The sequence below is a fragment of the Micromonospora sp. NPDC049102 genome (assembly GCF_043197485.1).
GTDB lineage: Bacteria > Actinomycetota > Actinomycetes > Mycobacteriales > Micromonosporaceae > Micromonospora.
Genome location: NZ_JBICTE010000001.1, coordinates 1 through 21,399 on the forward strand (window position 1 = coordinate 1; position 21,399 = coordinate 21,399).

Annotated in this window: 19 protein-coding genes; 8 read left to right on the plus strand and 11 right to left on the minus strand. The window is 71.6% G+C overall.

The annotated features are described in order from the left end of the window. Nucleotides 1–91 precede the first annotated feature (91 nt). The 6 genes from ACGFH9_RS00005 to ACGFH9_RS00030 form a co-directional block, all read right to left on the minus strand. Nucleotides 92–1,333 carry an arginase family protein gene (locus ACGFH9_RS00005; protein ID WP_393212975.1) on the minus strand — a complete coding sequence of 414 codons (1,242 nt, stop codon included), beginning with the start codon at nt 1,331–1,333 and terminating at the stop codon, nt 92–94. 86 nt (nt 1,334–1,419) lie between these two features. Further along, on the minus strand, nt 1,420–2,340 hold the full coding sequence (locus ACGFH9_RS00010) for a tetratricopeptide repeat protein (RefSeq protein ID WP_393212977.1): 921 nt from the start codon (nt 2,338–2,340) through the stop codon (nt 1,420–1,422). Nucleotides 2,341–2,579: 239 nt separating this feature from the next. Beyond that, nucleotides 2,580–4,268 carry a methylmalonyl-CoA mutase gene (locus ACGFH9_RS00015; RefSeq protein WP_393212980.1) on the minus strand — a complete coding sequence of 563 codons (1,689 nt, stop codon included), beginning with the start codon at nt 4,266–4,268 and terminating at the stop codon, nt 2,580–2,582. A 105-nt stretch (nt 4,269–4,373) separates the two neighbouring features. Beyond that, complete coding sequence (locus ACGFH9_RS00020; protein WP_393212983.1) at nt 4,374–4,787, minus strand: Asp23/Gls24 family envelope stress response protein; 414 nt, start codon at nt 4,785–4,787, stop codon at nt 4,374–4,376. Between the two features lie 149 nt (nt 4,788–4,936). Beyond that, a complete protein-coding gene (gene meaB, locus ACGFH9_RS00025; RefSeq protein ID WP_393212986.1) occupies nt 4,937–5,941 on the minus strand; it encodes a methylmalonyl Co-A mutase-associated GTPase MeaB in 1,005 nt (334 codons plus the stop codon). Beyond that, a complete protein-coding gene (locus ACGFH9_RS00030) occupies nt 5,938–7,122 on the minus strand; it encodes an acetyl-CoA C-acetyltransferase (RefSeq protein ID WP_393212989.1) in 1,185 nt (394 codons plus the stop codon). The genes meaB and ACGFH9_RS00030 overlap by 4 nt, the downstream gene beginning before the upstream one ends. Before the next feature lie 62 nt (nt 7,123–7,184). Here ACGFH9_RS00030 and mce point away from each other — a divergent pair, with 62 nt between their 5' ends. The 7 genes from mce (at nt 7,185) to ACGFH9_RS00065 (ending at nt 15,198) form a co-directional block, all read left to right on the plus strand. Further along, a complete protein-coding gene (gene mce / locus ACGFH9_RS00035; RefSeq protein ID WP_355237578.1) occupies nt 7,185–7,658 on the plus strand; it encodes a methylmalonyl-CoA epimerase in 474 nt (157 codons plus the stop codon). A 264-nt stretch (nt 7,659–7,922) separates the two neighbouring features. Further along, a complete protein-coding gene (gene ccrA / locus ACGFH9_RS00040; RefSeq protein ID WP_393214156.1) occupies nt 7,923–9,278 on the plus strand; it encodes a crotonyl-CoA carboxylase/reductase in 1,356 nt (451 codons plus the stop codon). A 285-nt stretch (nt 9,279–9,563) separates the two neighbouring features. Beyond that, entirely contained in the window at nt 9,564–10,826 is a 1,263-nt protein-coding gene (locus ACGFH9_RS00045; RefSeq protein ID WP_355237572.1) for a cell division protein DivIVA, read from the plus strand. A gap of 177 nt (nt 10,827–11,003) precedes the next feature. Then, a complete protein-coding gene (locus ACGFH9_RS00050; protein ID WP_393212994.1) occupies nt 11,004–13,079 on the plus strand; it encodes a hypothetical protein in 2,076 nt (691 codons plus the stop codon). Nucleotides 13,080–13,177: 98 nt separating this feature from the next. Further along, nucleotides 13,178–13,801 carry a DUF5753 domain-containing protein gene (locus ACGFH9_RS00055; RefSeq protein ID WP_393212997.1) on the plus strand — a complete coding sequence of 208 codons (624 nt, stop codon included), beginning with the start codon at nt 13,178–13,180 and terminating at the stop codon, nt 13,799–13,801. Then, nucleotides 13,792–13,980, plus strand: coding sequence for a DUF397 domain-containing protein (locus ACGFH9_RS00060; protein ID WP_151490934.1), 189 nt, complete (start codon nt 13,792–13,794; stop codon nt 13,978–13,980). Before ACGFH9_RS00055 ends, ACGFH9_RS00060 begins: the two co-directional genes overlap by 10 nt. 15 nt (nt 13,981–13,995) lie before the next feature. Beyond that, nucleotides 13,996–15,198: an AI-2E family transporter gene (locus ACGFH9_RS00065; protein WP_393213001.1), complete on the plus strand. Its 1,203-nt coding sequence runs from the start codon at nt 13,996–13,998 to the stop codon at nt 15,196–15,198. Between the two features lie 3 nt (nt 15,199–15,201). Here ACGFH9_RS00065 and ACGFH9_RS00070 read toward each other — a convergent pair whose 3' ends face one another. From ACGFH9_RS00070 to ACGFH9_RS00090, 5 genes are all read right to left on the minus strand, one after another. After that, nucleotides 15,202–15,999 (minus strand): alpha/beta hydrolase, encoded by a 798-nt coding sequence (locus tag ACGFH9_RS00070; protein ID WP_355624797.1) that lies wholly within the window; start codon nt 15,997–15,999, stop codon nt 15,202–15,204. A 66-nt stretch (nt 16,000–16,065) separates the two neighbouring features. Beyond that, a complete protein-coding gene (locus ACGFH9_RS00075) occupies nt 16,066–16,395 on the minus strand; it encodes a hypothetical protein (protein WP_393213005.1) in 330 nt (109 codons plus the stop codon). A gap of 55 nt (nt 16,396–16,450) precedes the next feature. Continuing rightward, a complete protein-coding gene (locus ACGFH9_RS00080; RefSeq protein WP_393213008.1) occupies nt 16,451–18,298 on the minus strand; it encodes a 3-hydroxyacyl-CoA dehydrogenase family protein in 1,848 nt (615 codons plus the stop codon). Nucleotides 18,299–18,340: 42 nt separating this feature from the next. Beyond that, on the minus strand, nt 18,341–19,060 hold the full coding sequence (locus ACGFH9_RS00085; RefSeq protein ID WP_393213011.1) for an alpha/beta fold hydrolase: 720 nt from the start codon (nt 19,058–19,060) through the stop codon (nt 18,341–18,343). Between the two features lie 168 nt (nt 19,061–19,228). Continuing rightward, nucleotides 19,229–19,645, minus strand: coding sequence for an FHA domain-containing protein (locus ACGFH9_RS00090; RefSeq protein WP_393213014.1), 417 nt, complete (start codon nt 19,643–19,645; stop codon nt 19,229–19,231). Between the two features lie 257 nt (nt 19,646–19,902). Between ACGFH9_RS00090 and ACGFH9_RS00095 the strand changes: the two genes are divergently transcribed. Further along, a complete protein-coding gene (locus ACGFH9_RS00095) occupies nt 19,903–21,399 on the plus strand; it encodes an aldehyde dehydrogenase family protein (protein WP_393213017.1) in 1,497 nt (498 codons plus the stop codon).

A 21,399-nucleotide genomic window follows, 5' to 3' on the forward strand; every position in this document is an offset into this window, starting at 1 on the left:
GCCGCCTAACCACCGCTACACCACGACCCATCCCACGCCGCTTCGCGACGCGGGATGCTGCCGCGTGTCTACGTACGGTTCGATTTTCGAGTTAGGCGGTGTCGGTTTCGGGACCGGCAGGCTCCGAGAAGCCGGCACTGCCAGCCGAGACCGCGTGGGCCGGGGCGAGCGTGTCGAGCGGTATCGCGCCCGCGACCTCGGTGCCGTTCTGCCCCGCCGGCCGCTCGCCGGCAGACACGGTCCTGCCGTCCGGCCTGCTCGGTCGGGCGTCGGCGGCGAGCACGGGGGCGTCGCCGGGCTCGGGGTCGAGCGCGGGCTCGGGGTCGTCGACGGGCTCGGGGTCGAGCGCGGACCGGCTGCTGCCGCGGCGCGGGGCGGGCGTGGGCCGGGGCGACAGCAGCCGTGGTGGCATCGCCTCCGGGGCGCTGACGGGGGCCAGACCGGCGACCACGGTGTTGACGATCTCGGCGGCGTACGAGCCGTCCGGGTCGTAGTCGGGGTCGAAGACTGTCAGCTCGACACCGAGGCAGTGTGGGGTGTCGACTAGGCCGGCGAGCAGGATCTCCAGCTCGGCGAAGGCGATGCCACCCGGGTCGGGAGCGTCCACGGCCGGCATCACCGCGGGGTCGAGCACGTCCACGTCGATGTGCACCCAGTAGCCCGCGCAGTCGGCGAGCTGTTCGTGCGCCCACTGGGCCGTACGGGCGGCGCCCTCGGCGCGCAGCGCCGGCACCGGCCGGGTGGTGATCCCCGCAGCCTGGAGGTCGAGGCGGTACTCGTCCTGTGCGCGGATGCCGAGCACCACCACGTCGATGTCGCGGAAGTAGGGCCGGCGGCCCTCCAACGCGGCCAGGTCGGCCTGCCCGCGCCCGGTGACCAGGGCCAGGTCCTCCCCGGCGGCCGCCCCGACGTAGGAGGCGTTGCCGGGGTGCCGGAAGTCGGAGTGTCCGTCGACGAAGACCAGCCCGATCCGCCCGCCGACCGCCTCGCCGAGGCGGTGCATGGCGAGCGCGGAGCCGAGCAGCACGGAACAGTCGCCGCCCAGCACCACCGGGAACTCGCCACGGTCGATGATCGAGCCGATCCGCTCGGCGAGCGCGAGCGAGTAGTCGGCGATCTCCCGGGCGTGGCACACACCGTCGCCGGGCCGCCAGTCACCGGGGTCGTACCGGGGTGCGGTGACGCAACCGGCGTCGCGGGCCCGCAGCCGGGCCAGCAGGTCGTGGTCGCGCAGCGCGCCGGGCGCCTTGGCGCAGCCCGGCACGGAGGTGGACGTCGGTGGCCGTAGGCCAAGATTTGTCGGCGCGTCGAGGACGGCTATCCGGCGCATCATGAGCTCCCGTCCCCGGTGGTCGAGCGGGCCGGCGATAACGCCGGCCCGCGCTGGCGTACTACGAACTCACAATCGTGCTGCTGCCCTCAGAAGAGGGCGCTGGCCAGGGCCCGACGGGCCGAGGCGACCGCCGGGTCGTCCGGACCGGCGATGGAGAAGAGCGATACCAGGTGCTGGCGAACCGTCTCGCGGTCCTCGCCGGCGGTGCGCCGGACCAGCCCGACGAGCCGGGCGTACGCCTGCTCGGCCAGGCCACTGAGCACCTCGATGTCGGCGGCCAGCAACTGGGCCGCGACGTCGTCGGGGGCGCTCTCGGCGGCGGCCAGCGCGGTGGCCGGGTCGGCGCCCGCCACCCGCCGTGCCACGCCGACCTGGGCGAGGCCCGCGGTGGCCGCGGCGTCCGCGGGGGCGTCGGCGAGGATCTTGCGGTACGCCTGCTCGGCGGCGTCCAGGTCACCGCTCATGAGCAGGTCGTCCGCCTCGTCGAGGCGCGGGTCCTCCGGTTCGGCGACGGCCACGCCGCCGGCCTTGAGTACGGCCTGGATCCACTGGCGGAGCTGCGCCTCGGGCACCACACCGGAGAAGGCGTCGATCGGCTGGCCGCCGACGACCGCGTAGACCATCGGGATGCCCTGGACGCGGAACATCTGGGCGATCCGCGGGTTCTCCTGCACGTCGACCCGGGCCAGCACCCAGGTGCCGCCGCTCTCGGCGGCCAGCCGCTCGAGCACCGGGGCGAACTCGTCGCTCTCGGGGAAGCCGGCCGCGCCGAAGAAGACGATGACGGGCAGGGCCATCGACTGCTCGAGCACCGCGGACTGGATGGTCGCCTCGGTGACATCGACGATGGAGGCGTTGCCGGCGGTCGGCGCGCCCGGCGCACCGGCGGCCGGGCCGCCCTGCGGGGGTGTGCCGGGGCGGGTACTGGCTGGTGCGGGGCCACGCAGCGTGCTGAGGTCGACCGCGCCGCGGGTGAAGATCGACGAGGTGATCCGTGGGTCGCTCATGGTTACCTAGTCTCGCACGCGACCCCGGATTCCCGGCTCACCCACAACTCCGACGTTGCAACTCTCACGCCCATCGGACAACGCGAAACGGCCCCCCATCCCCCACCCCGCCGATCTTGCACTTTCGGTTGCCGCTACGTCACTTTTGCGGCTTATGCCGCGACAGAAACCGCAAGATCGACGGGGCGGGGTGGGGCGGGGTGGGGTGGGGGGTGGGGCGGGGTGGGGGGTGGGGCGGGTTAGAAACGGGCGGGTTCGCGGTAGGTGCCCCACTCGGCCCGCAGCGCGTCGCAGATCTCACCGAGGGTCGCCTCGGCGCGTACGGCGTCGAGCATTGCCGGGATCATGTTCTCGTCGGTACGGCTGGCCCCGACCATCCGGGTGAGCGCCGCGCGGACGGCGGCCTCGTCCCGCGCGCTCCTGCGCTCGGCGAGCACCCGGCGCTGCTCCAACTCCACCTCGTGGGAGATGCGCAGGATCTCCAGCTCCTTGGCGACCGTGCCGGTGTGGCAGTTGACGCCGACGATCTTCTTGTCGCCCTTCTCCAGGGCCTGCTGGTAGACGAAGGCCGACTCGGCGATGTGGCCGGTGAACCAGCCGTCCTCGATGCCGCGCAGGATGCCCGAGGTCATCGGGCCGATCTGGTGCGGACCCTCCCCGCCGAGCTGCCGGATGCGGGCGAAGATGTCCTCCGCCTCGGCCTCGATCTTGTCGGTCAGCGCCTCGACGTACCAGGAGCCGCCGAGCGGGTCGGCCACGTTGACGACGCCGGTCTCCTCCATCAGCACCTGCTGCGTACGCAGGGCGATCTCGGCGGACTCGTCGGTGGGCAGTGCGAGGGTCTCGTCCAGGGCGTTGGTGTGCAGCGAGTTCGTGCCGCCGAGCACTGCGGCGAGCGCCTCGACGGCGGTGCGTACGACGTTGTTGACCGGCTGCTGCGCGGTGAGCGACACGCCAGCGGTCTGCGTGTGGAACCGCAGCCACAGCGCCTTCTCGCTGGTGGCGCCGTAGACGTCGCGCAGCCAGCGGGCCCAGATCCGGCGGGCGGCACGGAACTTGGCGATCTCCTCGAAGAAGTCGAGGTGCGAGTCGAAGAAGAAGCTCAGCCCGGGCGCGAACACGTTCACGTCCAGCCCGCGCGACAGGCCCAGCTCCACGTAGCCGAAGCCGTCGGCGAGGGTGTACGCCAACTCCTGCGCGGCGGTCGAGCCGGCCTCGCGGATGTGGTAGCCGGAGACCGACAGCGGCTTGTAGCGCGGGATCTCGGCCGCGCAGTACTCCATCAGGTCGCCGATCAGGCGCAGGTGCGGCTCGGGGTCGAACAGCCACTCCTTCTGCGCGATGTACTCCTTGAAGATGTCCGTCTGGAGGGTGCCGTCCAGCGTGGACAGGTCGGCGCCCTGGCGCTCGGCGGCGACCAGGTACATGCAGAAGACCGGCACGGCCGGGCCGGAGATCGTCATGGAGGTGGTGACGCCGGCCAGGTCGATGCCGTCGAAGAGCGTCTGCATGTCGGTGGCCGTGTCGATGGCGACGCCGCAGTGCCCGACCTCGCCGAGCGACTGCGGGTCGTCCGAGTCGCGCCCCATCAGCGTCGGCATGTCGAACGCGACCGACAGGCCGCCACCGCCCGCGCCGAGGATCATCTTGTAGCGCTCGTTGGTCTGCTGGGCGTTGCCGAAGCCGGCGAACTGCCGGATCGTCCAGGTCCGACCGCGGTAGCCGGTGGGATACAGACCCCTGGTGTACGGGTACTCGCCCGGCCAGCCGATGCGCTCGAAGCCCGGGTAGGAGCCGCCCTCGGGCGGCCCGTAGACCGGGTCGACCGTCGTCCCGGAGAGCGTGGTGAAGTCGGCGTCCCGCTTGCGCGCGGAGTCGTACCGGGCCTGCCAGCGTGCCCGTCCGGCGTCGATCTCGTCGGCGTCCATGCGCAGGGCTCCTCCTCGGTTCCTGGACTGGAATTCGAGTGTAGAGCCCTTGCCTGAACGATCGCTAAGTCGCGTCGTACCGGCGGGTAACCGGGCAACCCACGATCAGACGGCCGCGCCCGGCTGCTTCAGCTCGATGTCGTCCACCGTGACGTTGACCTGCGTGACCGTCAGGCCGTACCGCTCCACCGCCTCGATCACCGCGGCCCGCACGGCCTCGGTCACGTCGGCCACGACGTGCCCGGCGTCGATCACCAGGACCACGTTGACGACTGCCGAGGTGCCCTTCACGTCGGCCGAGACGCCCCGGCGGGCGTCGCCCACCTCGTCCAGGCCGACCTTGTCGAGCACGCTGTTGAAGAACCGGGCCACGTCACCACCGAGGTCGGCGACGCCGGGCACGGCGCGGGCGGCAGCGCCGGCGATCTTCTCCACCACCTCGTCGGAGACCGAGGTCACGCCGCGGGTCGCCCCCGTCGTGGGCTGTGCCGCACCGGCGTTCTCCACCGCGTCCGTCATGATCACATCTCCCCTGGTCCCGGTGCACTGTGGACCGACCGGCTCGTCGGACCGCTGCGCGGCAGCTCGCTGCCGGCCATGCGCCGCGAGCTTACTAAAACCGGAGGGTGCTTCGCGTCCAGGCGCGCGGCGCGGCCGACCGGCACGGGTCAGCGGGCCAGTTGGGCGAGCAACTCGTCCGCCGCCGCGTACGGGTCCATCGCGCCCTCGGCGACCTTGGCGGCGAGCGTGCTCAACTCCGTACCGTCGCGCAGGGAACCCATCCTGGCGCGCAGCGCGCCCAGCGCGATGGCCTCGATCTCGGCGGCGGCCCGCGCCTCCTGCCGGCGACGCAGCTCGCCGTGCTCGACCAGCCAACCACGATGCTTGTCGACGGCGGCGGCGATGTCGTCGATGCCCTCACCCCGGGCGGCGATGGCGCGAACCACCTGCGGTCGCCACTGGCCCGGTCCGCGCTCGCCCAGCGCGATCATGCCCTGGATGTCACGGACGGTGGCGTCGACGCCGTCCCGGTCGGCCTTGTTGACGACGAAGACGTCGGCGATCTCCAGGATGCCGGCCTTGACGGCCTGGATCGCGTCGCCCATACCCGGGGCGAGCAGCACGAGCGTGGTGTCGGCCAGCGAGGCGACCTCCACCTCGGCCTGTCCGACGCCGACCGTCTCCACCAGCACCACGTCACAGCCGGCGCCCTCCAGCACCCGGACCGCCTGCGGCGTCGCCGCCGCCAGCCCGCCGAGGTGGCCCCTGCTGGACATCGACCGGATGTAGACGCCCGGGTCGGTGGCGTGGTCCTGCATCCGCACCCGGTCGCCGAGGATCGCCCCGCCGGTGAACGGGCTGGACGGGTCGACGGCCAGGACGCCGACCCGGTGCCCGCGCGCCCGCAGCGCGCGGACCAGTTCGTTGGTGGTGGTCGACTTGCCCACGCCGGGCGAGCCGGTCAGACCGACGACCTGGGCCTGCCCGGCGTACGGCGCCAGCACGGCGGCGATCTCCGGCAACAACGGGTCGCCGTTCTCGACCAGGGTGATCAGGCGGGCGACCGCACGGGGGTCACCGGTGCGGGCCCGCTCGACCAGCAGCGGTACGTCCCGACTGCGGCGCACCGACGTGGTGCCCGCCGCCGGCACGCGCTCGGCCCCTTCGCTCACTGGCCCGGCACGTGGATGATCAGCGCGTCGCCCTGGCCGCCGCCGCCGCAGAGCGCCGCCGCGCCGGTGCCGCCGCCGCGCCGCTTCAGCTCCAGGGCGAGGGTGAGTACGAGTCGCGCGCCGGACATGCCGATCGGATGGCCCAGGGCGATCGCGCCGCCGTTGACGTTGACCTTGTCGGGGCTGACACCGAGGTCGCGGGTGGACTGGATGCCGACCTGCGCGAACGCCTCGTTGATCTCGATGAGATCCAGGTCGTCGATGCTCAGGCCACCCTTCTTGAGGGCGTGGTTGATCGCGTTGGACGGCTGCGAGTGCAGGGAGTTGTCCGGGCCGGCCACGTTGCCGTGCGCGCCGACCTCGGCAAGCCAGGTCAGCCCCAGCTCGTTGGCCTTGGCCTTGCTCATCACGACGACTGCCGCGGCGCCGTCTGAGATCGGCGACGAGCTGCCGGCGGTGATGGTGCCGTCCTTGGCGAAGGCCGGGCGCAGCTTGGCCAGCGACTCGACGGTGGTGTCCGGGCGGATGCCCTCGTCGTCGCTGATCACCAGCGGGTCACCCTTGCGCTGCGGGATCAGCACCGGGGTGATCTCCTCGGCGAAGTGGCCGTTCTTCTGCGCGGCGGCGGCCCGCTGGTGGCTGGCCGCGGCGAAGGCGTCCTGCTCCTCGCGCGTGATGCCGTGCTTCGTGCCGAGCCGCTCGGTCGACTCGCCCATCGAGCAGCAGTCCCAGGCGTCACTGAGCCCGTCGTGCGCCATGTGGTCCTTGACCACCACGTCGCCGTACTTGTAGCCGGTGCGCTGGCCCATCAGCAGGTGCGGGGCGTTGGTCATCGACTCCATGCCGCCGGCCACCACGATGTCGAACTCGCCCGCCCGGATGAGCTGGTCGGCAAGAGCGATCGCGTCCAGGCCGGAGAGGCAGACCTTGTTGATGGTCAGGGCCGGGACGGACATCGGTACGCCCGCCTCGACGGCCGCCTGCCGGGCCGGGATCTGACCGGCGCCGGCCTGGAGCACCTGCCCCATGATCACGTACTGGACCTGGTCGGGGCTGACACCGGCCCGCTCCAGAGCGGCCTTGATGGCGATCCCGCCGAGCTTGGTGGCCGGGAGGTCCTTGAGGTTGCCCAGCAGCCGCCCCATCGGGGTCCGCGCGCCGCTGACGATCACCGAAGCCATGCCTGCCTCCGAGGGGGGTGCCGAGCTGTACGCCTTAACGATTGTTCGGCCAGACTAGCGCCATGGCAGAGAACTCCCCCGTCGAGCCCGGTGCGGACTACGTCACAGACATCGGACTTCGCAAGATTGACCACGTCGGCATCGCCGTCGCCGACCTGGATGCCGCCATCGACTTCTACCAGCGGACCTTCGGGATGCGCTGTGTACACGTCGAGACCAACGCCGAGCAGGGCGTCCGGGAAGCGATGCTGGCCGTCGGACCGACCACCGAGGGTGGCTGCGTGCAGCTGCTCGCCCCGCTCACCCCGGAGTCCACGATCGCGAAGTTCCTGGATCGCAACGGACCCGGCGTGCAGCAGGTCGCGTACACCGTGGCGGACATCGACGCGGCCTGCGCGGCACTGCGCGAGCGGGGGATGCGCCTGCTCTACGACGAGCCGCGGCGCGGCACCGCGGACAGCCGGATCAACTTCGTGCACCCGAAGGACGCGGGCGGCGTCCTCGTCGAACTGGTGGAGCCCGCCGCGACGCACTGACGGACCCCGTCGCCCGCCCCTGCCGAGGGCGGGCGACGCGCGTCGGTGCGCGGTTGACGCGCTGGTCGGGCACCTTCACGCATCGGCCGATGCAGTTTTTCACAGGGGACTTCCGGCTTTAGCTACCGATCAGTAACGTCCCGGCCCACAGGAGCGCGGCCGGTGCCGGATGTGTCGAATGCCGACATGGCGGTCGCGTCCCACCGGCGCCGACGATGGCAGCACCCGGGCCCGCGCGGGTGCGGGGACGAACCGGAGGTCACCGTGCAGGACATCCTCGAAGCGATCATGGCGGCGGAGGAATCGAACGACCCGGACCGCGAACTGGGCGGCGTCGCCAAACTGCCCGTACCGGAGAGTTACCGAGGCGTGGTCGTCCGCGCCGAGGAGTCCCGGATGTTCGACGGCATGGCGACCCGGGACAAGGATCCCCGCAAGGCGCTGCACGTGCAGGAGGTGCCGACGCCGGAACTCGGGCCGGGCGAGGCGCTCATCGCCGTACTGGCCAGCGCGATCAACTACAACACGGTGTGGACCAGCATCTTCGAGCCGGTGTCCACCTTCCGGTTCCTGGAGCGCTACGGCCGGGTGTCCGAGCTGACCCGCCGCCACGACCTGCCGTACCACGTGGTCGGTTCGGACGCGGCCGGCGTCGTCCTGCGGACCGGTCCCGGCGTGACCCGGTGGGCGGCCGGCGACGAGGTCGTCGCGCACTGCCTCTCGGTCGAGCTGGAGGACGCCGCCGGGCACGACGACACCATGCTCGACCCGCAGCAGCGGATCTGGGGCTTCGAGACCAACTTCGGTGGGCTGGCCGAGCTGGCCGTGGTCAAGGCCAACCAGCTGATGCCCAAGCCGCATCACCTGAGCTGGGAGGAGGCGGCCAGCCCAGGGCTGGTCAACTCGACCGCGTACCGGCAGTTGGTGTCCCACCACGGCGCCCAGATGAAGCAGGGCGACGTGGTGCTGATCTGGGGCGCGTCCGGCGGCCTCGGCGGGTACGCCACCCAGATGGCTCTCAACGGCGGCGCGATCCCGGTCTGCGTCGTCTCCTCGCCGGAGAAGGCCGAGCTGTGCCGCAGCATGGGCGCCGAGCTGGTCATCGACCGGGCCGCCGAGGGGTTCCGGTTCTGGAAGGACGAGGAGACCCAGGACCCGGACGAGTGGCGGCGGTTCGGTGAGCGCATCCGCGAGCTGACCGGCGGCGAGGACCCGGACATCGTCTTCGAGCACCCGGGTCGGGAGACGTTCGGCGCGAGCGTCTACGTGGCCCGGCGCGGCGGCACCATCGTCACCTGCGCGTCCACGAGTGGCTTTCAGCACCAGTACGACAACCGCTACCTGTGGATGCACCTCAAGCGCATCGTGGGCAGCCACTTCGCCAACTACCACGAGGCGTGGCAGGCCAACCGGCTCGTCGCGCTCGGCAAGGTGCACCCGACGGTGTCCCGCACCTACTCGCTGGAGCAGACCGGTCAGGCCGCGTACGAGGTGCACCGCAACGCGCACCAGGGCAAGGTCGGCGTGCGCTGCCTCGCGCCCAGGGACGGGCTGGGCATCCGCGACGGGGAGTTGCGGGCGCGGCACGAGGAAGCGATCAACCGGTTCCGGGGGCACTGAGCGAGGCACCGGCCGGACGGATGAGCGCCCGATGGCCAATGCGGTGATCGGCCATTGTTCTTCCACCCGCATTAGCTCGAACCCATCCGGGTCGAACAAAGGGTCACGGAACACACCCGTGGCCCTTTTTCGCGTCACGCTGCGTGGCGTCCGTCCCGCCCGGGACCTGCCAAGATCGCCGATTGGTCCGGCCTCGCCGGCCAGGGCAGTTGACCATGTAAAGAGGACACGAAAGCTCCGTACCGCTCTTGCGAAGCACCCTGGGGCGTCTGCCAGTATGTCCCAATGCCCCAGCAGCAGTCCTCCCCTCTCGCGTTCTTCGATAACGCGAACTCGCAGCCAGATTTCACCGTTGGCCTGCGCGGATACAACACTCACCAGGTCGATGACTTCATCGGCCGGATGACCGCCGCGCTGACCCAGTCCGAGCAGGCCCGTGCCGAGGCCGAGCAGCGGATGAACGACGCCCAGCGTCGTCTCCGCCAGGCCGAGCAGCGCATGAGCGCCCTGGAGCAGAAGCTCACCGACACCAACAAGCAGCTCGAAGAGAACAGCCGGCCCACCCTGTCCGGGCTCGGCACCCGCGTCGAGCAGATCCTCCGGCTCGCCGAGGAGCAGGCCAACGACCACCGCAACGAGGCCAAGCGCGAGTCGGAGGGCATTCTCTCCGCCGCCCGCCTCGAGGCCCGGGAGATCACGGACAAGGCCCGCGCCGAGGCCGCCGCGATGAAGGCCAGCGCCGAACGCGAGGCAGGCAACCTGCGCACCGCCGCCGAGCGCGAGGCCGCCGAGGTCCGGGTGCAGGCCCGCCGTGAGGCCGACACGCTGCGCGCCGACGCGGACCGTGAGACCAAGCAGCTCCGGACCGTCACGGCCCACGAGGTCGCCGAGCTGAAGTCGACGGTCGAGCGGGAGGTGGCCACCCTGCGGGCCACCGCCGAGCGCGAGATCACCCAGCACCGCTCGAAGGCCGCCCGCGAGGCCGAGGAGAAGCGCGCCGAGGCCACCAAGCTGCTCACCGACGCGCGCGACAAGCGCGACAAGGACCTCCAGGCTCTGGAGCTGCAACTCGCCGAGCGGCGCGAGAAGGCCGAGCGCGAGGAGTCCGAGCGACACGCCGCCCAGGTCTCCCAGACCCAGAAGATGGTCAGCGAGGCCGAGCAGCGCGCCCGTGCCGCCCAGGAGCGCGCCAAGGAGATCGAGCAGCGCGCCGAGGCCCGCCGGGTCGAGTCGGAGCGCCACGCCAACGAGACGATCGACAAGGCCAAGGCGCTCTCCGACAAGACGCTCAACGAGGCCAAGGCCGAGTCGCAGCGCCTGCTCAGCGAGGCTCGCACCGAGGCCGAGCTGACCACGCAGGCCGCCCGCCGCGAGGTCGAGGACCTGACCCGGCAGAAGGACGCGGTCACCTCGCAGCTCGGGCAGATGCTCTCCGGGCTCGCCGGCATCGTGCCCGGCATGCCGGCAGCGGCTGCCCCGGCGGCCAAGCCGGAGGCGAAGAAGACCGACGGTGCTCAGGAGCGGGTGACCGCGGAGACCGCCGGCTGACGCGAGGCGTCAGGTTGGGGCATCGGCGGCGCGAGGTGACACCGGGTAACCGGTGTGACCTCGCGCCGTGTGCGTTTCCCAACCCTTGGCGTGGTGCCCTCGCCACGGAGTGAAGTAGGTCCCACAAGGGGCGTCCGTATCGCCCCAGCAGGGGGCGATGCGTGTGAGGATGGGGGCATGTCGCACGGCGAGGAACTGTTCGCTCTCGGCGGGGATGTGACCACGGAGCCCAGCTTCGAGTCCGCTCTGCGGGGGTACGAGAAGAAACAGGTTGACCGGTATGTCGCGCGTGCCGAGCACGAGATCGCGACCCTCGCCGCCGAACGGGAACAGGCCTATACACAGATCCACAAGCTCGCCGGCCAGGTCGAGGTTCTGCAACGGGATCTGACCCAGGTCCGCAAGCAGATGAACGTGGTCGACAGGGCCTCCTTCCGGCACCTGGGCCCCCGCGTCGAGTCGATCCTCACCCTCGCCGAGGAGCAGGCCGAACAGATCCTGTCCGCGGCCAACGAGGAGATCGACGCCCGCCGGGCAGCCGCCGAGCACATCATCGAGGAAGCCCGCGAGCAGGCCGCCCGGGCACTGAAGGACTTCGAGATCGCTCTCGCCGCTCGGCGTCAGGAGGAGGAGCGGCACAGCGCCTCCCGCCGCGCGGAGGCGGACGCGACCCTGCGCTCGGCCAGGGACGAGTCGGCGCAGCTGCGCAAGACGGCGCAGGACGAGCTGGCCAAGGCCCAGCAGGAGGCCACCCAGCTACGGGACACCGCCAAGGAGATCCACACCCGCGCCCAGCAGGAGGCCACCAAGCTGCGCGAGGCGGCCCGCGAGGCGCTGGCCACCGCTCGCCAGGAGGCCGCCGAGCTGCGCGAGGCCGCCAAGGAGGTGCACGCCAAGGCCCAGCAGGAGGCCAAGCGCCTTACCGACACGGCGACCGAGGCGGGCCGGGCGACCCACGCCAAGGCGCAGCAGGAGGCCAAGCAGATCATCGACGACGCGTCGATGGCCGGCCGGGCCACCCGGGCCAAGGCCCAGCAGGAGGCCGAGCGGGTCGCCACGCAGGCGTCCGAGGCGGCCAAGCGCAGCCGGGCGGAGACCGAGGCGTACGTCCAGCGCATGCGCAGTGAGACCGAGGCGTACGTCCAGCAGTCCCGGGCGCAGACTCAGCAGGAGCTGGGCGCCTGGCGGGCCGGCGTGGAGCAGGAGGTCAACTCCCGGCGCGAGGCGGCCGATCGGGAACTGGCCGAGCGACGGTCCATCGCCGAGCAGGAGTTCGCCAAGCGCCACGACGAGCTGGACAAGCAGCACGAGTCCCGCCAGCAGGAGCTGGAGTCGGGCTGGACCGCGCGCCGCGACGAGCTGGAGTCCACGTACACCGCGCGCCGCGACGAGCTGGAGACCGAATACACCACCCGCAAGAACGAGATCGAGCAGGGCGCGGACGCGATCCGCCAGGCGGCCGAGGCGGACGCGACGAGCCTGCGCCAGCGCGCCGAGACCGAGGCCGCCGAGTTGCTGAGCCGTGCCGAGACCGAGGCGGGCGACAAGCGCCGCAAGGCCGACGAGCACGTCGCGGCCTCGCGTCGCCAGTTCGAGGAGTACGCGGCCACCACCCAGCAGCACCTCGCGACCACGCAGCAGCACCTGGCGGCGACGCAGCAGGAGTCGGCGGCGGGCCGGCAGCAGCTCGCGCACGTGATGTTGGAGATCGCGCAGGCTCAGCAGCAGCTCGCCGACCTGCGGCAGGAGACCTGGCAGGCCCGGCAGGAGTCCGACGAGATCGAGCGGCAGATGGCCGAAGTGCGGCTGCACAGCACCACCGGCCCGATCGACGGTCCGACCGCGCCGGCGGCGGGCGATCGCCCCGACGACGCGCCGGCGACCGGCGAGGCTTCCGCCGTACCCGCGACCGTGGCGACCAGCGGCGGGAACGGCCCGGCCGACGGTGACGGTGCGGCCGGTGGTCTCAAGGCCGCGCCCGACGGCGCTGCGCAGCCGGTGAACGCCAGCGCCGACGAGGTTGGGCAGTCCACCACGCGACCGGTGGCCGAACCGGTGACCACTGTCGACGGTGGCACGGCCAGCGCCGGGGTCGACGGCGAGCCGACGGTGGCGGCCGTTCCGGGCGAGGGTGGCCGGGGTGCCAAGCCGACCAGGATCACCAGCACCGGCGAGAACGGCAAGCGCCCCAGCAAGCCGACCACCGACGAGCGCAGCGCCAAGCCCAGCAAGGTCACGATCGAGAAGGACTGACGGGCGCCCACACCGAGCGTCGACATCGTGGACAGTTTCCGTTGGCACCTGACGGAAACTGTCCACGATCTGCACGGAGCCTGCAGGGTCTAGCTGACGTGCGGGGGTGGATCGATGATCGGGCGGCGGAACGGCCCCCACGCCGGGACGGTCAGCCGAGCTGGTTCCGTCCGTGGCTGGACGCCGAGCGAAGCGCCCGCCAACTGCGGTGTTTCCAACCCACGCTGATCCCGGGGCTGCTCCAGACCGAGAGCTACGCCCGCGTTGTGATCCGTTGCGACGACCTGCTCAGCGACGACGAGGTGGAACGCCGCGTCCACGCCCGCCTGGACCGCCAGTCGCTGCTGATGCAGCCGGATCCGCCGCAGTTCGTGGCGGTGGTGGACAAGTTGGTGCTGCGGCGGGCCGGCGAGGAGGTCCGCGGCTTGATGGTCGAGCAGCTCACCCACCTCGTCGCCAGCCTGGAGCGACCACACGTCAGCCTGCACGTCATCCCGGCCGACGTCGGGCTGCACGTCGGCCTCTCCGGGCCGTTCAACCTGGCCCGTGGTGCCGACGGTGGTTGGGTTGGGCACATGGAGCACCAGATCGACGGTCTCGTGGTGGATGGCGACCATGAGGTGGCTACGCTGCTGGCGCGTTGGGAGATGATCAGAAGCAGTGCGTTGTCCCGCCGCCAGTCGATCGAACTGATGAAGGAAGTTGTGACCTCATGGACCTGACCGGCGCGCTTTGGCGCACGTCCAGCCGTAGCGGTAACGGTGAGTGTGTCGAGGTGGCGGACAACCTGCCCGGGGTGGTGGGGGTGCGGGACAGCAAGGACCCGTCCGGCACGGTGCTGGTCTTCGCGCCGGCCGCGTGGCGGGCGTTCGTTGCCGCGACCCGTCGTCCCACCGCCTGAGCCGGGAGGTCCGTGGTGCCGCAGCGTGACCCGTCCGGCGACGACCCGGACGTGACGCCCGAGGCCTCCTCGGCCCAGCCCGGAACGACTCCGGCCGAGCCGGGAACGCCTGCGCCGGTGCCGGTGCCGGCCCCGGGATTCGACCCGGACGAGCCTCCGGCGGTCCCGTCGGGGAAGTTCGGCACGCCGGGGCGTCCGCTGCGGCGCAGCAGCTTCCTGGTCGGCTTCACCGGCGCGTTGGGCGTGCTGCTGGCGTACACCCTCTATCTGGGGATTCGGAATGCCGGCGGCATTCTCGTGCTGGTGGTGATCGCGCTCTTCCTCGCGGTGGGCCTCAACCCGGCGGTCGTGCGCCTGCGGACCTGGGGGGTTCCCCACGGCCTGGCGGTGACGTTGGTGGCGTTGACAGTGGTACTGCTGCTGTGCGGGGGCGTGGTGGCGCTGGTCCCGCCGATCGTGACGCAGTCCGGGCAGTTCATCGACCAGATCCCGAGTCTGCTCGACGAGTTGCGCCGCAATCCCACGGTCAACGACCTGGTGGAGCGGTACGACGTGGTGGAGCGGGTGCAGGGCGCGGCCAACGCCGACACCATCGGCCGGGCGCTCGGCGGAGTGCTCGGCGGGGCCCAACTGATCTTCGGCACGGTGTTCCGGACGCTGACCGTGCTGGTGCTGACCATCTACTTCCTGGCCTACTTCGACAAGCTGCGCTCCCTGGGCTACGCGCTGGTCCCCCGGTCGCGCCGCGAGCGGGCGGCGTTGATCGGCGACGCGATCCTCACCAAGGTGGGCGCGTACATGGTCGGCGCGCTGAGCATCGCGGTGCTGGCCGGCGCGACGACCTTCGTCTTCGCCCTGATCGTCGGTCTGCCGTACCCGTTCGCGCTGGCGGTGGTCGTCGCGGTCACCGACCTCATCCCGCAGATCGGCGCGACCCTGGGCGCGGTGATCGTGAGCCTGGTCGGCTTCGCCGCCGACCTGCCCACGGGCATCGCCTGTGCGATCTTCTTCCTCATCTACCAGCAGGTCGAGAACTACCTGATCTACCCGAAGGTGATGCGGCGCTCGGTGGAGGTCAACGAGGTGGCCGCCCTGCTGGCCGCGCTGCTCGGCGTGGCCCTGCTGGGCGTGGTGGGCGCGCTGATCGCCATCCCCACGGTGGCGGCACTGCAACTGATCCTGCGTGAGGTGGTACTCCCCCGTCAGGAGCGGAACTGACGATCAGTCGGCCGGGCCGGGGACGGGGGTGTCGGCGAAGGCGGCCACCGTCCGGTCGGCGTACGCGCTGACGTCGCCCGCCTCCATCGGCCCGTCCCAGGTCGTCGGCAGGGGTACGTCGACGGCCGGGTTGACCCGCTTGACGATCTCGTCGAGCACCGTCTCCGCGTCACCCACCCAGAGGTGCTTCGCGCCGGGCACCCCGACCACCTCGGCCTGCGGCACCGCCGCGAACCGCTCCCGGGCCTCGACCGGGCGCAGGTAGTCGTCGAACTCGGGTACCAGCGCCACCAGCGGGCGACCGGACGCGGCCCAGGTCGCCAGGTCGTCCGGCGCGGAGAAGCGCAGCGGCGGGGAGAGCAGGATCGCGCCGGCCACGGCCGGGTCGCAGCCGTACTTGAGGGCCAGGTCGGTGCCGAACGACCACCCGACCAGCCAGATGTTGGGCAGTTCGGCGAACTCCGCGTACTCGATGGCGGCGGCCACGTCGTAGCGCTCGCCCACCGCGCCGTCGAAGGCACCCTCGCTGGTGCCGCGCACACTGCTCGTGCCCCGCGTGTTGAACCGCAGCACGGCCAGGTCGGCCAGCGCGGGCAGCCGCCACGCCGCCTTGCGGAAGACGTGGCTGTCCATCATCCCGCCGTGCGTGGGCAGCGGGTGCAGGCAGACCAGGGTGGCCGCCGGTGGCCGGTCGGCCGGCAGGGCCAACTCGCCGACCAGCCGAAGCCCGTCGGCGGTGTGCAGCTCGATGTCCTCCCGGCGGCCGGGCAGGATCGACGACGCGCGGATCGCTGTGCTCACCGCCCAAGTCTGTCGCGAAGTCGCCGCCACCGCCCATCGAGGCACGAACAGGGTGATCCAGATCGCTCAGTAACGCGGCGCGCCCCGGCCGCGCCGCACCGCCGGCCCGCGCCGCTCCCGGGCACGCCAGCAGCCGCTGTGCCAGTGCCGGCGGTCGGTCAGGTCACCCAGACCGTCGGCCGGCCAGGCCACCAGGTGCGCCACGCCGGGTCGGATCTCCTGGTCACAACCGGGACAGCGGTACGTCTTGACCGACGCGCCCGCCCCGATCCCGCGTACCTGCCAGGCGCCGTCGGTCCACTGCTGCACCGAGGCGACGCCCTGGCGGGTCCGGTCGGCGTCCAGGTTGGCGTTCTCGTCCCGGCGAGGGCGGTTGCGACGGGGGCTCACAGTCACCAAGCGTACGGTCCGCCGGGCGGGACGGCCCGGGCGGTCACCAGGTCACCGGTGGTCAGCGGTGCGAGTGGTCGCGGAAGCCGCGGCGGGTCTTGCGGCCCAGGTAGCCGGCGGTGACCAGGTGTTCCAGCAGCGGCGCGGGTGCGAAGCCCGGCTCGCGCAGCTCCAGGTACAGCTCGCGCTGGATCGCCAACGAGACGTCCAGCCCCACCACGTCGAGCAGCTCGAACGGACCCATCGGGTAGCCGCAGCCCAACTTCATGGCGTGGTCGATGTCGTCGGCCGTGGAGTAGCTGGCCTCCAGCATCTTGACCGCGTCGTTCAGGTACGGGAAGAGCAGCGCGTTGACGATGAACCCGGACCGGTCGCCGCAGACCACCGCGGTCTTACCCAGCGCGGCGCAGACCGCCCGCGCGGTGGCGGTGGCCTCCGGTGAGGTGCGGATGGTCCGGACCACCTCGACCAACGGCATGACCGGCGCGGGGTTGAAGAAGTGCAGGCCCACCACGTCGGCCGGCCGCTGGGTGGCCATCGCCACGTCGATCACCGGCAGCGACGAGGTCGTGGTGGCCAGCACCACGCCCGGCTTGCAGATCTCGTCGAGGCTGGCGAAGAGCGCCTTCTTGACGCTCAACTCCTCGACGACCGCCTCGACCACCAGGTCGACGTCGGCGAGGTGGTCGAGGGTGGCCGTCCAGGTGATCCGGCCGAGCGCCGCGTCCCGGTCGACCTCGGCGAGCTTGCCCCGAACCACGCCCTTGTTCAGCGAGGTCTTCACCGCCTCGCAGACCGACGCCGACTTCTCCGCGCCACGGGTCACCGAGACGACCTCGTACCCGGCCTTCGCGAACACCTCGATGATCCCGGTGGCCATCGTCCCGGAACCGACAATGCCGACCTTGGTCACGACTGCGGGGCTCGCAAGCTCACTCCTCGCGCTCCCGACGCCAACCCTGGCGTAGATGGCCCGCGCGCCGTCGGCGAGCGCCGCGTCCGTCGTCTGCGGCGTCGTCTCGTCGGGTACGACCTTCGGCGAACCGGGCCGCTCGTAGGTGTAGAAACCGCGGCCCGACTTACGGCCGAGCAGTCCCGCCGTGACCATCTGCTTGAGCAGCGGCACGGGCGCGTGCCGACGGTCCCGCCCGCCGCGCCGGTACATCGTGTCCAGGATCTCGTACGCGGTGTCCAGGCCGATCAGGTCCATCAGCGCCAGCGGGCCCATCGGCAGGCCGCAACCGAGCTTCATGGCGGCGTCGATGTCCTCCCGGGTCGCGTAGTGCGACTCGAACATCCCGACCGCGTGGTTGAGGTAGCCGAAGAGCAGCGCGTTGGCGATGAAGCCGGCCCGGTCGTTGATGGTCACGTCGACCTTGCCGAGCCGGGCGCACAGCGCCTCGACGTCGGCGACCACCTCGGGCGCGGTGACGACCGTGCGGACCACCTCGACCAGCTTCATCACCGGGGCCGGATTGAAGAAGTGGATGCCGATCACCTGGTTGGGCCGGCTGGTGGCCACCGAGATCTCGGTGACGCTCAGCGACGAGGTGTTGGTGGCCAGGATCGCGTCCGGGCGGCACACCCGATCCAGCTCCGCGAAGATCCGCTGCTTGAGGTCCAGGTGCTCGGGGACCGCCTCGATGACCAGGTCCACCGAACGCAACGCGTCCAGCCCGACCTCGAAGTGCACCCGCTCGTGCAGCGCGTCCCGGTCCGCCACGGCGAGCTTGCCCTTGGCCACGGCACGATCGGTGGAGCTGGTGAGGGTGGCCCGCCCGCGCTCCAGCGCCGGCTCGGAGATCTCGACCGCGATGACGTCGACACCGTTGCGGGCGAAGACCTCGACGATGCCGGCACCCATGGTGCCCAGCCCCACGACACCCACGGTGCTGAACTCACGCGCCACGACCGGCCTCCCCAGACACTCCGCACGGCCACTGAACGGCCGCTAAGGCTTTGCGCGCGAGTCTGCCACGTGACCCAGGGTTGTCGAGACGCCGTGGCATATTCCACCCACGGTGCCCCCTACGCGGCCTGCGCGTCGGTGAGCGCCAGCAGCTCCGTCACGAACTCCGCCGGGCGTTCCAGGTGCGGGCTGTGTCCACAGCCGGGCAACACCACCTCGCGGTACGACCCGCCGGCCGCCGCGTACCGCTCCAGCACCGCCCGGGTCTGGCCGACCATCGGCTGCGGCGGGCGGGTGTCCGTGCCGGGCCAACCGGGCACGAGACCCAGCGAACCCAGGTACGCCAGGCAGTCGCATGGCCACTCCCCCACCGAGGGAGTGCCCGACCACGACCGGCCGGACCCCAGCGCTGCCGGTGTCGGCGCGGCGGGACTCGGCGCTGCCATCCCCGGGGCTGCCGTGCCGGGTGCTGGGGAGGAGCGTCGGGTCGTCCAGCAGGGCGGCCACGTCGTCGGCGAAGTCCCGCAGGCCCCGGGTGGCGTTCACCGGCGCGGTCGCCGAGTCGCCGAATCCGCGTAGGTCGGGAGCGACGACCCGCAGCGTCGGTGGCAGCCGCCGGATCAGGGGCTCCCAGAACAGTGCGGAGGAGCAGTTGCCGTGGACCAGCAGCACCGGAGCGCCGTCCGGCGGACCGGCCACCCGTACCGCCTGGGTGGTGCCGTTCGCCGTCACGACCCTCTGCTCGGTTTCCATCCGCGGCATGCTGCCACGCCGGTCCCCGCCGGTCCAGGTGTCGACCGGCCACGTGGCGGTGCTTGCCGGTGTGGCCGACCGGCATTGGCGCGGCCATCGCCGCGCCGCTACCGGTGGACTACGGCCAGCGCCGCTACCGGTGGACTGCGACCAGCGCCACGGCTGGCGGGCGCGCGATCAGCGGCGGGCACCGGGTGGCGTGGCCAGTGGCAGCGGCAGCGTCGGTCGGACGTCGCGCCGGGACACCCCGGAGCTGAGCCCGACCGGATCCGTGTGGGCGATCCCCGGATCGAACAGGCGCAGTTCGGTGCGGCCGAGCCGGATCACGTCACCGTCGGAGAGGCGTTCCACCTCGGTGATCCGGCGGTCGTTGAGCCAGGTGCCGTTGGTCGAGCCCAGATCGCGCAGCGACGCGCCCTCGGGCGCCAGCCACAACTCGGCGTGCCGGCGGCTCAGATGCGGGTCGTTGATGACCACGTGACCGGTCGGCGCACGACCGATCACCAGTGGCTCGGCCCGCAGACGAAAGCTCGCTCCGCGCATCGGCCCACCGGCGACCGTCAACAACGGCATCAGTTCCGGACGTTCCTCCATGGACAGCCAGCCCTTCCACCCCACACCGTTACTCCGCGCGTCAGCCTGCCATCAGACGGTAGTCGTCAATACCGACCGGCCGGTCAGCTCCTCGTCACCTCCCGGTCACCCACTGTTCGACGATTCGGACGGCGGCCCCCTGCCACCTGGCACCTGACCTGCACTGATCAACGAGCGGGCCAGTAGGCGCGACTCCCGTCCCGGCTACCCGAAATCGCGGCCTACCGATGAGTAATGTTCGGGTCTAGACTTCCGCCATGACGGCTGTGCATGTCCCCGGCACCCCCCTCATCGAGGCGGACCAACTGGTTTCCACCAGTCCGGCCACCGGCGTCGAGGCCGGTCGTCTCCCGGCCGCCACCGACGCGGACGTACGGCAGGCCGTCGAGCGTGCCCGCGCCGCCGGAGAGTGGTGGGCCGGTCTGGGCTTCGCCGGCCGTCGCCAGCGGCTGCTGCGCTGGCGCGCGCTGCTCGCCCAGCGCGTGGAGCAGCTCGCCGAGTTGATGCACGTCGAGGGCGGCAAGCCGATCCCGGACGGCATCGTCGAGATCGCCAGCGCGATCGAGCACGTCGACTGGGCCGCCCGCAACGCGAGCCGCGTGCTCGGCCCCCGCCGGGTGCGGTCCCGGCTCGTCCTCGCCGAGTTCTCCGCGCATCTGGAATACCAGCCGCACGGCGTGGTGGGTGTGATCGGGCCGTGGAACTACCCGGTCCTCACCCCGATCGGCTCTGTCGCGTACGCCCTGGCCGCCGCCAACGCCGTCGTGCTCAAGCCCAGCGAATACACACCCGTGGTCGGCCAGTGGCTGGTGGACACGTTCGCGGAGGTGGTGCCCGAGCAGCCGGTGTTCACCGCCGTGCACGGGCTCGGCGACGTGGGGGCGGCCCTGTGCCGCTCCGGGGTCGACAAGGTGGCCTTCACCGGCTCCACCGCGACCGCTCGCAAGGTGATGGCCGCCTGCGCCGAGACGCTGACGCCGGTGCTGATCGAGGGCGGCGGCAAGGACGCCATGATCGTCGACAGCGACGCCGACCTGGACGCCGCCGCCGAGGCCTGCGTCTGGGGCTCCATGACCAACGCCGGCCAGACCTGCATCGGCATCGAACGCGTCTACGCCGTCGACGCGGTCTTCGACGCCTTCGTCGACAAGGTGGTCGCCCGCGCCGGCCGGCTGACCGTCGGACCGGACGGCGCCGACATCGGCCCGATCACCATGCCCAGCCAGATCGACGTGATCCGCCGCCACATCGAGGCCGCGGTCGGCTCCGGCGGTCGCGCCGTGCTCGGCGGCCCGGACGCGGTGCAGCCACCGTACGTGCACCCGACCGTGCTGGTGGACGTACCGGAGGAGTCGGCCGCCGTCCGCGAGGAGACCTTCGGCCCGACGGTGACCATCAGCCGGGTCCGCGACGCCGACGAGGCCGTGACACGCGCCAACGCCCTGTCGTACGGCCTGGGCGGTTCGGTCTTCGGCCGGCAGCGTGCGGTGGCCATCGCGCGGCGCATGCGCTCGGGCATGGCCTCGGTCAACTCGACCCTGACCTTCGCCGGGATGTCCACGTTGCCGTTCGGCGGCGTCGGCGACTCCGGCTTCGGCCGAATCCACGGCGAGGACGGTCTCCGCGAATTCGGCCGAGCCAAGGCCATCACGCGACGTCGGGCGCGGTCACTGCTGCCATCGATGACCTTCGAGCGCACCCCTGGCGACGTGGCACGCCTCGTCAAGGCCATCAAGGTGATGTACGGCAGATGA